Source organism: Pseudarthrobacter sp. NamE2 (genome assembly GCF_005796205.1).
Classification (GTDB): domain Bacteria; phylum Actinomycetota; class Actinomycetes; order Actinomycetales; family Micrococcaceae; genus Arthrobacter.
The window spans coordinates 471,160-484,982 of record NZ_VAHN01000001.1 but is presented as its reverse complement, the minus strand read 5'-3'; the positions used below and the strand labels follow the sequence as shown (position 1 = coordinate 484,982).

The following is a 13,823-nucleotide window of genomic DNA, read 5'->3' as shown; positions in this document are numbered from 1 at the left end:
TCTCCCGAACGGAACCAACCCAACCAACGGAAGAAGTCGATGACGTCCCAAATTCAAGACCTAAATGTGCCCACCGTAACCCTCAACAACGGCGTCCGGGTCCCCCAACTTGGATTCGGCGTATTCCAGGTCCCACCGCAAGAGACTCAGCGCATTGTCGAGGATGCCCTGGAAGCTGGATACCGCCACATAGACACAGCTGCCGCCTATCGAAACGAGGCCGGCGTTGGGGCAGCCATTGCCGCGTCAGGGATCCCCCGGGAGGAGATCTTCATAACAACCAAGCTGCGCAACGGCGAGCAGGGCAACGCAAAAGAGGCCTTCCACAACAGTGCTCAGGCTCTAGGGGTCGATTACGTGGACCTCTACCTCATCCACTGGCCCGTACCGTCCCAGGGACTCTTCATTGAGGCATGGAAACAATTGGAAAAGCTGTACGCTAACGGCGAGGTCCGTGCCATCGGCGTCTCTAACTTCCTCACCGACCACCTGGATGCGCTCCTGGCAGCGTCGGACGTCGTTCCGGCCGTCAACCAGATCGAAATTCACCCCACATTCCAGCAGGAGGAGCTGTCCGTGAAAAGCCGCTCCCTCGGCATCGCGGTGGAGGCGTACAGCCCCCTGGGCCAGGGCGCGGACCTCATGGCAGCTACAGTGAAGTCTCTTGCGGGTAAGTACGGGGCCAGCCCGGCCCAGATACTGCTGGGGTGGCATCTGGCCCAAGGAACAATCGTCATCCCGAAGTCAGCGGATTCCACACGTATGCGGGAAAACCTGGCAGCAGTGCGTCTCACGCTCACTCCGGCCGAGGTGGCGGACATAACGGCCCTGGAGTCAGGCGCCCGCGTCGGTGCGGATCCAGCCTTGGCCGCGCACACCCAAATGTAGGCAGCGGACAACAATATGGTCCGGACTACAGTTTTCGGGTCTGTTAGTGAGCCAATGCGGTGCCCTTGCACACCGCATCGGCGGGCTCACGCTGGTGGCCGCGGGTTTACCTGCCGCCTTCGATCTTTCGGCTGCGCTGCTCTTGAGCCAAGGGGCCATAGGGGTATACACCGGCGCGGGGCTGGCTGACCTGGGTCAGCCGGTCAACCTCTTCGGGCATCAGTTCGAGGTCTGCAGCTGCGAGGTTATCAGCCAGTTGCTCAATGTTGCGGGCGCCGAGAATAACCGACGTCACGGCTGGCTGGTCCGCCAACCATGCCAGAGCGACCTGCGAGGCACTCACACCGTGATCAGAGGCAATCTTCTCCACTGTTTCAATGACGTCCCACGTGCGGGGATCGTCGTTGCGAGCCTGCCACGCCTCCATGCCCCGGTTGGGATTATCACCGAGCCTGGTGGCACCAACGGGCGCCTCATCGCGCTTGTACTTGCCGGACAGCCAGCCGCCGCCCAGGGGCGACCACGGGAGCAGGCCGATCTTCGCATCCAGGGACGCCGGGACGATCTCCCACTCGATCTCGCGGACAAGCAGGTTGTACTGCGGTTGGAGTGTTACAGGGGCGCTCCAGCCATGGGCCTTGGCCAAGTGGACCGCCTTGGTGAGCTGCCATCCCAAAAAATTGGAAAAGCCGTAGTAGGCAATCTTGCCGTTGCTGACGGAGTCGTGCAGGAAGCGGAGAGTCTCCTCCAAGGGTGTTATCGGGTCCCACGCGTGCATCTGGTAAAGGTCAATCTGCTCCACGCCCAGGCGGCGAAGGGAATCGTCCAAGGCCCTGACCAAGTGGCGGCGGGAGGTGCCGACGCTGTTTGGGGCCTCGCCCATAGGAAAGCGTCCCTTTGTGGCCAGCACTATGCGGTCTCTGGCCTCCGGATGCCGGGTGAGCCAGCGTCCAATAATTTCCTCTGATACTCCACCGCCGTAAACATCGGCGGTGTCGATGAAGTTGCCGCCGGCGGCAAGATAGTTATCCAGGATGGCGTGGGACGTTTCCTCGCTGGCCTCAACCCCAAACGTCATGGTTCCCAAAGCGTAGTTTGAAACCACGGCGCCGCTGTTACCCAGTGTGCGGTATTGCATAATGCTCCTCAGTTCCCCGTAGGGGTGGTGTATGTATGCCCTCGTCGCAACGACCCCAGGCCTCTGCGGCAGCTGCGTGTCACGGGTACCAGTTTCCCGCCGACTGCTCCCGTCGACGTTACGCACCTCCCGTGGCAAAGTCAGCAGGGTTTCCTGTCCCTGCTTTTCCTAGGACGCTGAGTCCTACCATCCCTGTGGTCAGGTCAGGATACTTTGGTCCGGTCCCAGCGCGGCCGGTTTGGACCGTGGCCCCGAATCATCTCCTGAACCCCGCGGCCGCATAGATGCCGTCGATGACCTTCATGTTGGAAAGGCTGTCGCGGCCCTCCGTGAGCAGTTTCCGGCCCGACTGCAGACCTTGGACAATGGCCTCCAGCTGATGGTCGTAGGTTTCAAAGCCTCGTACGGTCCACGTGCGGTCCAGTCCGTTACTGCTCTGGGTGATCGAATGCCCCCTGGATGGGAACACCAGATTGTTGACGACCAGTTTTCCTTCGGTGCCGAGCACTTCGAGGGATGAGTTCAGATGCCCGGGCTGTTCCACCATTGCTGATGAAATGAGCGCTGTAGCTCCCGAGGGAAACTGGAGCTCGGCCGCTATGTCAAGGTCTGCGCCAAGGGGGTTGAGGGACCCGGTGGCCCGGACTACCGTTGGTTCTTCGCCCATGAATGCCCTCACCCAGTGAACCGGGTAGCAGCCGAGGTCCATCAATGATCCGCCTCCCAATCGTGGGTCGTGCCGCAGGGACGCGGGATCGAACGGATTCGAAGTCGAAAAGTCTGCCCGCAGTGACACGATCTCCCCGAGCCCGCCGGAGGCCTTGACGGCATCGAGTTCAGCACTCAACGGGTGGTACCGGTCATGAAATGCTTCAATGAGGCGGTAGCCTGTCGATTCCGCAGCTTCCAGCATTTGTGCAGCCTCATCGGCATTCATCGCGAAGGGTTTCTCACAGAGCACGTGCTTGCCTGCTTGCACGGCTGCGATCGACCACTTCGCGTGCTCGGAGGGAGGCAGGGCATTATAGATCAAATCAATTCCGGGGTCGGACACCAAATTGGAGTAATCGCTGTAGAAACGGCCAATCCGGTGGCTATCTGCGAAATGTCGTGCAGATTCTGCACGACGGGAGGCTACGGCGACGACCTCGACGTCGGTTCGCCGCCTGGCGGGTTGGATGACCGCGGCAGGCGCGATACCCGCCGCGCCCAGGATTCCGATTCGCAACACTGACTATCTCCTTACGCCGTCCAGAAGGCTTCCACTACCTGCAGTTTATTCGCGTCAATTTCTGCGGGTATCGCTTTCGTGTGGACGGGTGCCACCGGGCATCGTGAAGCCGAATTTGACACCCCTCCGCCGCGCACCCGATCTAAAAAGTGCCGGTGTCACCCGTCAATGCGGGTGGCACCGGCACTTCAAGTTTGCGGGGCCGGTTAGTGCGTGCGTGCCTTCTCAACTGAGTCCGCAGCGGGGACAGGCGCCGTACCGAGGCGGCCGCGGACGCGCTTCACCGTTTCGGGTGCAAGGATCGCCGAGGCCACAGTGATGACACCGATGACGCTGAAATACAGGATCACCCAGCCGGGTTCACCGTTGCCGGCGTTGAGCAGGGCCACGGCGACCAGCGGTGCGATGCCACCGGCCAGGACGGAGCCGAACTGGTATCCCATGGAGGCGCCGCTGTAGCGGAGCTTCGTCGAGAACAGGTCACTGAAGAAGGCCGCCTGCGGACCATACATCGAGTTGTGGAAGACCGCGAGGCCGATGATGATGGCGAGGGTGGCCAGCAGCGCGCTCCCGGTGTCCGTCATAACGAAGTAGAGCGGGAAGAACAGCAGTCCGCCGATGGAGCCGAACAGGTAGAGCGGCTTGCGGCCGATGCGGTCCGACAGTGCGGCCCACAGCGGCACCGCGATGACGCCGATGGCGGACGCGATCAGCACGGACATGGAACCCTGGTTGGCGCGCTCGGCGCCGAAGGTCCGCATGATGTAGACCACGGAGAAGGTCGTGTACAGGTAGAAAGCGGAGTTCTCCGCCAGGCGCATGCCGACAACCAGCCAGACGCCCTTGGTTTCCTTCTTCAGGGCTTCGCCAAGCGGGTTGTGGGCGGTCTGCTTTTTCTCGATGAGGTCTTTGAAGTCCTCGGAGTCCTCGAGCTTCGCCCGAATCACAAGGCCCACGACGATCAGGAGCACGCTCAGCAGGAAGGGAACGCGCCAGGCCCACGCGTCAAAAACGTCGGCCGGAACGCTGCCCTTGACCGCCAGAACGGAGGAGTTGGCGAGCAGCATGCCTGCAGGAACGCCCATCTGCGTGAAGCTGCCGAAGAATCCGCGGCGGCCCTCCGGGGCGTGCTCGGTGGAGATAATGGCTGCTCCTGCCCATTCGGCGCCGGCGCCAAAGCCCTGCATAAGCCGCAGCACGGTCAGCAGGATGGGAGCCCACACACCTATCTGGGCATACGTGGGGAGAAGACCCATGGCCAGCGTGGCGAAGCCCATCAGGAGCAGGGAAAGCACCAGCATCGGTTTGCGGCCGATCTTGTCCCCGTAGTGACCGGCGAACATGCCGCCGAAGGGACGCGCCACGAAGCCCACCGCGTAGGTGAGGAAGGCGAGCAGAAGCCCGGTGGCGGGGTCCTGCTCCGGAAAGTAGAGCCGGCTGAAGACCCCCGTCGCGGCCAGGAGGCCGAAGATGTAGTAGTCGTACCACTCAATGGTGGTGCCGGCGAAGCTGGCCAGGGACACCCGCCAGGGTACTCGGTTCGCCTTGGGGGCAGTGGTTGGAGGGAGCGTCATTGGTCTTTTCTTTCGATGGTCAAAGAGAGTTGTTGAAGGACGGTGCGCCAAAGGGGGGGGCGGTTCACCAGTCCAGGGCGATGTACTTGGTCTCAGTGAAGTCCAGCAGGCCCTGGTGGGCGCCTTCACGTCCCAGCCCGCTTTGCTTCACGCCGCCGAACGGGGCGGCCGGATCAGATACCAGACCGCGGTTCAGGGCGACCATGCCGCTTTCGATGCGTTCGGAGACCCGCAGCCCGCGGCGGAAGTCCTCGGTGAACACATACGCCGCCAGGCCGTACTCGGAGTCGTTGGCGGCCGCGATCGCTTCTTCTTCCGTGTCGAACCCGATGATGGACGCGACGGGTCCGAAGATTTCCTCGCTCACCATCCTCGCGTGCTGCGGAACATTGCTCACCACTGTGGGCGGGTAGTAGTAGCCGTCTCCTTCCGGCAGATGTCCGCCAGTGAGCAGGCGCGCACCCTGGTCGAGGGCATCGCGGACCAGGGCGTCAACCTTCAGGACGCTGGCCTCGTCGACCAGCGGGCCAACTTCGGTGGAAGGATCGGTGCCAGGACCAACGGTGAGGGCGGCCATGCGGGCGGCGAGGCGGCTGGCGAACTCGGCCTGGATTCCGCGTTGGACATAGATGCGGTTGGCCGCCGTGCAGGCCTGGCCGCCGTTGCGCATCTTGGCGACCATGATGCCGTCGATGGCCTTGTCCAGGTCGGCGTCGTCGAACACCAGGAACGGCGCGTTGCCGCCGAGCTCCATCGAGCACTTGAGGACGTTGTCGGCGGCCTGGCGCAGCAGGTGCCGCCCCACCCCGGTAGAGCCTGTGAAGGACAGCTTGCGCACCCTGGGATCGGCGAGGATCGGCGTCATGACGTCGCCGGTCTTGCTCGTGGTCACAACATTCACGACGCCGGCCGGGACCCCGGCGTCGACCATCAGCTGCGCGATCGCCAGCGATGTGAGGGGAGTGAGCGTGGCCGGCTTGAGCACGGCCGTGCAGCCGGCGGCAAGCGCCGGTGCCAGCTTGCGTGTGGCCATGGCGGCGGGGAAGTTCCACGGAGTGATCAGGACGCAGACGCCGATTGGCTGGTGCTGGACCAGGATGCGGTTGGCACCGGACGGAGAGATGGACACGTCGCCGATAATCCGTACGGCCTCCTCGGCATACCAGCGGAAGAACTCGGCGGCGTAGGCCACCTCTCCGCGGGCGTCCGGAAGCGCCTTGCCGTTTTCGAGGGAGATGAGGCGGGCGAGTTCTTCGCTGCGTTCGGTCATCATGTCGAAGCAGCGGCTGAGGATTTCAGCGCGCCGCCGCGGGGCAGTGGCGGACCATTCCGCCAGTGCTGCCGCGGCAGCGTCGACGGCGGCGAGGCCGTCTGCGACGTCGGCGTCGGCGATCGCTGTGATGACGGTGGCGTCGGAGGGGTTGACGACGCCGATGGTTCCGCCGCCCGCCGCGTCCCGCCAGTGCCCCGCGATGAGCAGCTGGCGGGGCACTGTCAGTCCTTCGAGGTCAAGCGGTTCCCGGGTGGAAAGGAGAGTCATGGATAAGCCTTTTCTTCTGGTGTGGGGGAGTTGGCGTCAGCGGATGCTGCGGTCGCCGGCGAAGGCGGCCTGCACGATGGAGCTGACCGCGTCGAGGTCGAGCGGCACCGGGTTGTTGTCAATCAGCCGCTTCGAGTTCAGTGACAGCGTGGCGATGCGGGCAAGATCGCTTTCCTTGACACCGAGTTCCTCCAGCGTGGAGGGCAGTTCGATGGCGGCGATGATTTCGTCGATGGCGTCGACGCCGGCGATCGCCGAGTTCCGGGCGTCCATGCCCTTGGTATCGCGTCCAAGGGCTTCGGCGATTTGCCCCAGCTGGGGGACGATCGCGCTGAAGTTGTGGCGGACGACGTACGGGAGCAGGAGTCCGACGCCGACGCCGTGCGGGGTGTGCGTCAGCGCGCCAACCGGGTACTGGATGGCGTGTGCGGCGGCGGTTCCGGCGTTGCTGAGTACGATGCCGCCGTAGAGGGCAGCCAGCATCATGTCCCCCCGCGCCTCGGTGTTGCCGGGATCCTTATAGGCGGTGGCCAGGCTCCGGCCCACCAGGCGGATTCCGTCCAGCGCGAGGGAGTCCGTCAGGACATTCTTGCCGACAAAAACGCGTTCCTTTGCAAGGCTCGGGGTGGGCTCCCGGGTGATTGCGGTGAACGATTCGACCAGGTGCACGAACGTATCGGCGCCCGTCGCCGCAGTCAGTGACGGCGGGCAGGAGTAGGTAAGCTCGGGGTCGCATATGGAAGCGAACGGAATGATGTGAGGGCTGGAGATGCCCATTTTCATCCCAAGCCCGGGGTCGGACACCACAGCGATGGCTGTGGCCTCCGACCCTGTGCCCGCCGTCGTCGGCAGTGCAATGACGGGCTTGACGGGGCCTGGGACAGCGAATTCACCGTAGTAATCGCTGGGTTCTCCGCCGTAGGTCAGCAGCACCGAGACCACTTTGGCCATGTCCATGCAGCTTCCACCGCCAAAGCCGATGATGACGTCGATGTCCTGGCCTTTGAGTTCTTCAACGCAGGCAATGATGCCAGGCGTGGGCAGTTCCGCCTCAGTGTCACCGAAGACGCGGACGGAAAGGTTTTGGTCTTCGAGCGTCCGGACCAGAGCATGCAACTCCTCCGAAGCGGCAAGCCGGGGATCGGTGCAGACCAGGACGTTGCTGCCCATTTCGGCTGCAACGTCGGCGACAGCGAAGCGCTGCCGGGCGCCGACGATGATGTTCCTCGGCAGCCGCAGGGCGCCGTAGGTAGTGGGACGGATGCCCGCCGCATGCGCACACGACATTGTGACTAACTCCTAAACGTGGGGGGGTCGGCTACCTGACAGGTGCCGCAGATCTCATCGTTCCAGAGTTGTGTGATGCCGCATATGTATTTTTTTGCCACATCGAATTCGTCGATATGTGGCGAAGTGACACTGCTAGTGGCCGCTGGCTGGTTATCAGGGGGTGGGGCCGCCCACTCCTGCTGATTGCAGCCGCCACAGCCGCAAGGCGACATGCACGTCCAGGGACCGTCCGCCCCGGCGCCAGCTTTCGCCAAGGACGTTGTCGATCCGGTCCAGCCGTTGCCGCAACGTGTTGGCATGGATTTGGAGGGCGTTGGCAGCGGCTGCCATGGAGCCGTCGTTCTCCAAAAAGGTCCACGCCGTCGGAACCAGCTGGGTACCGCGCCTTCTGTCATAGTCCAGCAGCGGGCCGAGCTGGGCGGCCAGCAGTTGGGCGGCAAACGGGCTCTCCATGGCTCCGAGGAGCATGCCGGCTGTGCCTAGTGCAGCTTTGTCCGCTGCCTCCCCATGCCGTGACAACGCCTGCAGTGCACCCAGCACGGCGTGGGCCTCGGCGTGCGCCGCGGACAGGCGCGGGAATCCCGTCACAGTTTCCGATGAGCCGACACTGGCCACGATGCGCTGCCGTTTGAGGGCATCGACAATCGCCTGGCCACCAATCGCACTCCCGGGCATTGCCGGGGTACCGGGTGCGGTTCCGGACTGTGCGGGCGGCTCAATGATGCAGAGGTGTGATTCGTGCAGCGCGGCAATACCTCGCCTGCCCTCGGCATGCCGCCTCAGTACTGCCAAGGCCCGCTGGCGCTGGTCGTCCCTGACTCCCACGACCCGAACCACGAGTTGGAGGTTCTCGGCGAGCCCAAACCTGCTTGCCCTCCTTTTCATTGCTTCCACATTTTCAGGGCGGGGGTTCAGGAGCTCATCGATGAGCTCCAGTTGGAGACGGTACTGCGCCTCCTGGTACGTGCGCTCAAAGAGCAGCACCGCGCTGAGCACCAGGGCGCTGCGTTCAAGCACGGCTGTCCTGTCTTGCGTCAGATGCCCCGCAACCACAAGCGATGCGAGATGCTGATCGCCGGCAACGGCGGACATCACGGTGTAGTCGCGTCCATTGACATTGAAGGGTATGGGCAGCGTCCGCGCCGCGGATGCCTCGGCAGCGCTCAACGCCGCCGGGCTGCCGAAGTCGGAATCAGGCACTGCCCCCGCCATCGGTTCGCCCATCGGCGAAACCACGAAAACCTCGCTGTCCATGGATTCGGCCAGCAGCCGTAGCAGGCCGGGAAGACTGTCAGTGGAAGCGAGCGTTTCCATCAAGCGCTGGTCAAGTGACGAAAGCTCCTCCAGCGCCCTCACATGGGCGAGGTTCTGCCGCTGGGCCTGGTCCAGGCGGGCGAGGGCATCAGCCATTTCCGTGAAATGCCGGGCATTTTCGAGGGCGACGGCGGCGTGGGTACCGATGGATTCCATGAGTGCGACGTCGTCACTGCTGAAGCTGTGCGCATGCCGGTCGGCGACGAGGAGCGCGCCAATGACCTTGCCTTCGACACGCAACGGGACGCCCATGATGGCTTTAACGCCCTCGGCAGCGACGGCTGCGTCACTCAACTCCAGATGTGACTTGGTTTTGTCGATCAGGTAGTCAGCACTTTGCGCAGGCGCTTCTCCGGTAGCCACCGCGCCGAGGACGCCCTCCCCGAGGGGCATTCGGATGTTGCGGAACAGCGCCGTCGCGGCCCCATCGGTCACCCGGATGTAGGATTCCCCGGTCGTGTAGTCGTTCAGGCTCAGGTAGGCGATGTCGCTGCCGATAAGGGAGCGGGTCCTGCGCACGATGGCTTTCAGGACAGCCTCCACATCGCGGATACCCGTCAGATCCGTGGCCGTGTCATACAGGACCCGAAGCAGGCCTTCCCGCCTGCCTGCCTCCCGAAGCCTGGCGTTGAGGCTGCGGGCAGCTGCTGCCGTCATCGGATCGATCAGGCTCTTCGACTGCATGCGTGCCAGCTGTGTTTCCAGTTCCTCAGCAGAAACACCGTCGACCAGGAGCGACAAAAGCCGCCCCAAGGCCATCCCGTCGACGGTGGCGGCACTCACGCCGACGGGCGGACTGTCTTGTGCACCCATAGGGCCCATGGTAGTTGCCGTCGTCTAGTTCGCACGCCACATGTGTTAGTCCTTGCTGCTGAAGGCGGCGCCGAAGGAGGCGGTCGAGGCGGGGAAGTCGTAGTTTTTGAGCGCTGCGAGGGCTTCGGGGCGCCGTGCAGCGGACAGTGCGCGGAAGGAAGCTTCCCAGTAAATTTCTGAGCACAGAATTTTCAGGACATCGACGACTGTAGCCGGCAGCGATCCACGAGCCAATGGATCCCGCTTGGAATGTTGTCTACGACCCGCTCGAGCAGCGGGGTCCTGCCCGGTGGCGGCTTCTTCTTCGAAAAGTACACCGGTATCCATTCGAGGGGCTCACTCGGTACACTCTGGTCCATTCCCGGGCGGTCGCGGTCCTGTTCGTAAACACCCGGCCGGTGGACCCGTCGTCGTCCAATCACGACCTCCTGGGTGCAGACGACCCGCCAAGCTTTTTCATTGCCTCGCTAGCTGCGACGCCAGAGCTGAATTGCTCCCCGAAAGTTCGACTGAAGCTGCCTGACAGCCGCAGCAAATCCGGTCAGACAAGCCAGCGCCGCCAGCGTGGCTGCTGCGTTTCCGGCGTGGGTTCGGGCTCCGGCTCCTCGCCCAGGGCCAGCGCGGCGGCGACGATGTCGTCCGCGGTGAGCGTCATGACGGCCTCACGATCGAGTGCGTCGAGACGTTGTTCCTCATTGAGCGAGAGCCGTAGCGCCTGGCGGTTGAGCGCCTGCTCGAACAGCGTGCGGGCGAACCGTGCGTTGCCGGACTCCTCGCCCGCGTGGAGCCCGGTGAAGATACGGCGCAGCATCTGGTCCGCGCCCGGCTCCAGCATGTACTCGTGCTGGGCCAGCATCTGGTGGAAAATCGTCTGGAGTGCGTCGACGGAGTAGTCGGGGAACGTGATCTCGCGGGCGAACCGCGAGCGCAGTCCGGGGTTTGAGAGCAAAAAGGACTCCATCAGCCTCGGGTACCCGGCCACGATCACCACCAGACGGTGGCGGTGGTCCTCCATCCGCTTGAGCAGGACCTCGATGGCCTCGGGGCCGAAGTCCATTCGGCTGTCCTCCGGGGCCAGCGCGTAGGCCTCGTCGATGAACAGGACGCCGTCCAGCGCACGCCGGATCACCCGGTCCGTCTTGATGGCGGTTTGGCCGACGTACTGCCCCACCAGGCCCGAACGGTCGACCTCGACCAGGTGGCCTTTCTGCAGCAGACCGACCGCGCGGTACATCTCGGCCAGGAGCCGCGCCACGGTGGTTTTGCCCGTCCCCGGGTTTCCGAGGAAGACCAGGTGCTGTGATGTGGCCACCTCCGGCAGGCCGTGCGCTTTACGGCGTGCCTGGACCTGGAGCAGTGCGACGAGGGCCCGCACCTGTTCCTTCACGGTCTCCAGTCCGACCAGCGCGTCAAGCTCGGCCTGCACCTCGGACAGCGGCCGGGCCGGTCCGGGCCTGGCACCGATGAGATCGCCCACCAGGTCGTCCACGCGCTCCGAACCGGGCAGCTTGAGTTGATCGGCCAGATGGCCGATAGTTTCGCGCAGGTCATCAAGCGGATTGCGGCTGAGAGCCATGCATCCACTGTAGTACTCGATTCCCGGCCGGGGCTGAGGTTGCGCACCAGTACCAACTCCCTTTGGTGTGGTGCTCATGCGCTGCAAGCAGTCTGCCGTCGATGTGTCTGGCACTGGCCCGCATTTTCGGTGCTGACTACGGCAAGGTGACGTGTTGCGTTGTCAACGCCCACTCAACAGGAAGACGCCTGGAGGCCTTGAGGCCGCACTCACTATCCTTGTCCGCCCTCCTCCGGCCAGTAGTTCTGGGCACTTGCCGGTGATTCGCGGAGACAGGCTCCGTCCAACGTGATGGAGGTCTCCTCCAGACCAAAATCGAGCCACTGGACCACCAGCCGAGGGTCACCGACAGGCGGAAGTGGCCAGAGCCAGAGAAGGCCTGATCCCGAAAATTCGTTCCCGCCACCGCTTCCTCCGCCGTTATTCAGAACGAGAATGGGTGGCTCGGGCTGCTGACCGCCACTTTCCATCAGGCCGTGCGGCCCCTGGTTACCAGTGCTGGCTTTCGACCCATCGGGAAACTGCACACCGAACAGCAATTCCGTCTGCCGATCCTTGCCCCGGCGGATACCCGTGTCCGGTCCGGCTGAAAAAACAGGTGCTGCAGGGAGGTTGCATGGCCGCGACGTATCCCGCCGCACCGCTCCTGCCATGTCGGCAGACGATTCGGCGCCCCTATGACCGGCCTGCGGTAATCCGGGACGATGTCATGCCCTTGTCACCGGCGGCAACGGAGAAAAGGCAGCTAGTTCTCGCGCTGCTCGAACTCCGCATCCAGTTCATGGTGGCGAAACTCGGTCTCGGGGTTCGACTCACCTTCGGTGACAATCTCGTGGTCCAACTGGCGCTGAACCTGGCTGTCGAGAACCTGTAACTTCTCGTCTTTCAGGCTTTCCAGATCTTCAGGAAAAGGATCAGCAGGCGTAATCCGCAGATTGGTTGACATGGGTTGTCCTTTCACTAGCGGCGCCCCTGCAACGGATACCGCGACCGAACCATTTTAGTAGGTCTGGAACACCACTCAGATCAACTCCTGTTTCCTTCGCAGCCGGATCGACTCTTAGTAACTTCGTACGGCTGGGGACTCCGCTCTGTTTCCGTTAAAAGACAGAGCGGCCGTTGCATCACCCACGATCTGGGTGGTGCAGCGGCCGCTTTGGTGCGTTTGTAGGGAACCCCTGTCTACCTTGAACTAGTTGAGGTTGCTGAGGTAGCCGTTCGGGTCCAGGACATACTTCGTGGCGGCACCGGCATCGAATTCGGCGTAGCCGCGCGGGGCATCCTGGAGGGAGATAGCCGTGGCGTTGACCGCCTTTGCGATCTGGATCCTGTCATGCAGAATCGCCATCATTAGCTGCCGGTTGTACTTCATCACCGGGCACTGGCCGGTTGCGAAGGAGAGGGACTTCGCCCAGCCGGTGCCGAGGGACAGGGACAGGCTGCCCTTCTTGGCCGCCTCGTCGGCGGCACCCGGGTCCCCGGTGACATAGAGGCCGGGAATGCCCACGGACCCGCCGGCGGCGGTGAGGTCCATCAGCGAGTTGAGCACGGTGGCCGGGGCCTCCTGGGCGCCGTGTCCGTGTCCGCGGGCTTCGAAACCGACTGCGTCGATGCCGGCGTCGACCTCCCGAACGCCGAGAATCTGCTCGATCTGGTCAGCCGGATCGCCGTTGGCCACATTGACGGTTTCACAGCCGAAGGACCGGGCCTGGGCCAGGCGGTCCTCATTGAGATCCCCGACGATGACCACCGCGGCCCCCAGCAGTTGGGCGCTGGCCGCCGCTGCCAGGCCGACGGGGCCGGCACCGGCAACGTAGACGGTGGAGCCGACGCCGACACCTGCCGTGACGGCACCGTGGAAACCGGTGGGGAGGATGTCCGAGAGCATGGTCAGGTCCATGATCTTTTCCAGGGCCTGGTCCCGGTCGGGGAAGCGCAGCAGGTTCCAGTCCGCGTAGGGGACCAGCACGTACTCCGCCTGTCCGCCAACCCATCCGCCCATGTCGACGTAACCATAGGCGGAACCGGGTCGGTCCGGGTTCACGTTCAGGCAGATCCCGGTCTTGCGCTCCTTGCAGTTACGGCAGCGGCCGCAGGAGATGTTGAAGGGGACCGAGACAATGTCCCCGACCTTGATGAACTCGACGTCGGGCCCTGCCTCGATGACTTCACCGGTAATCTCGTGCCCCAGGACCAGGCCGGCCGGAGCGGTCGTGCGGCCACGGACCATGTGCTGGTCCGACCCGCAGATGTTGGTGCTCACGGTGCGCAGGATGACCCCGTGCGGGACCTTCCGGCCGACATTGACGGGATTTACGCCGGGGCCTTCCTTGAGTTCGAAAGTGGGGTACGGGGTATCGATGATTTCGACGATCCCAGGCGCCTTGTACGCAACGGCTTTGTTACCTGACATGGAATGGCTCCTATGGTTGGCGATCAGAGGCTCACAGAAGGTCTGA

Annotated in this window: 10 protein-coding genes and 1 pseudogene; 1 reads left to right on the top strand and 10 read right to left on the bottom strand. The window is 63.6% G+C overall.

Annotated elements, in window-relative coordinates; translation table 11 throughout:
- The first annotated feature begins 66 nt into the window (after positions 1-66).
- Positions 67-888 (top strand): aldo/keto reductase, encoded by an 822-nt coding sequence (locus FDW83_RS02300; RefSeq protein WP_138135973.1) that lies wholly within the window; start codon positions 67-69, stop codon positions 886-888.
- 106 nt (positions 889-994) lie between these two features.
- Here the strand turns inward: FDW83_RS02300 and FDW83_RS02295 are convergent, their stop codons facing one another.
- The 10 genes and pseudogenes from FDW83_RS02295 to fdhA form a co-directional block, all read right to left on the bottom strand.
- Entirely contained in the window at positions 995-2,026 is a 1,032-nt protein-coding gene (locus FDW83_RS02295; RefSeq protein WP_138135972.1) for an aldo/keto reductase, read from the bottom strand.
- Between the two features lie 256 nt (positions 2,027-2,282).
- The gene (locus FDW83_RS02290; protein ID WP_138135971.1) at positions 2,283-3,257 is read right to left on the bottom strand and encodes a Gfo/Idh/MocA family protein; all 975 of its coding nucleotides are present in this window, start codon (positions 3,255-3,257) and stop codon (positions 2,283-2,285) included.
- A gap of 206 nt (positions 3,258-3,463) precedes the next feature.
- A complete protein-coding gene (locus FDW83_RS02285; RefSeq protein ID WP_138135970.1) occupies positions 3,464-4,831 on the bottom strand; it encodes an MFS transporter in 1,368 nt (455 codons plus the stop codon).
- A gap of 64 nt (positions 4,832-4,895) precedes the next feature.
- On the bottom strand, positions 4,896-6,371 hold the full coding sequence (locus FDW83_RS02280) for an NAD-dependent succinate-semialdehyde dehydrogenase (protein ID WP_138135969.1): 1,476 nt from the start codon (positions 6,369-6,371) through the stop codon (positions 4,896-4,898).
- Positions 6,372-6,407: 36 nt separating this feature from the next.
- Complete coding sequence (locus FDW83_RS02275) at positions 6,408-7,658, bottom strand: iron-containing alcohol dehydrogenase (protein WP_138135968.1); 1,251 nt, start codon at positions 7,656-7,658, stop codon at positions 6,408-6,410.
- A gap of 156 nt (positions 7,659-7,814) precedes the next feature.
- Positions 7,815-9,788 carry a GAF domain-containing protein gene (locus tag FDW83_RS02270; protein WP_171027412.1) on the bottom strand — a complete coding sequence of 658 codons (1,974 nt, stop codon included), beginning with the start codon at positions 9,786-9,788 and terminating at the stop codon, positions 7,815-7,817.
- Between the two features lie 45 nt (positions 9,789-9,833).
- Positions 9,834-9,965 (bottom strand): annotated as a pseudogene (locus FDW83_RS02265) (sugar phosphate isomerase/epimerase); the annotation flags it as partial.
- Positions 9,966-10,329: 364 nt separating this feature from the next.
- Positions 10,330-11,364, bottom strand: coding sequence for an AAA family ATPase (locus FDW83_RS02255; protein WP_138135965.1), 1,035 nt, complete (start codon positions 11,362-11,364; stop codon positions 10,330-10,332).
- A 745-nt stretch (positions 11,365-12,109) separates the two neighbouring features.
- Positions 12,110-12,310, bottom strand: coding sequence for a hypothetical protein (locus tag FDW83_RS02250; RefSeq protein WP_138135964.1), 201 nt, complete (start codon positions 12,308-12,310; stop codon positions 12,110-12,112).
- A gap of 246 nt (positions 12,311-12,556) precedes the next feature.
- A complete protein-coding gene (gene fdhA, locus FDW83_RS02245; protein ID WP_138135963.1) occupies positions 12,557-13,777 on the bottom strand; it encodes a formaldehyde dehydrogenase, glutathione-independent in 1,221 nt (406 codons plus the stop codon).
- Positions 13,778-13,823 lie beyond the last annotated feature (46 nt).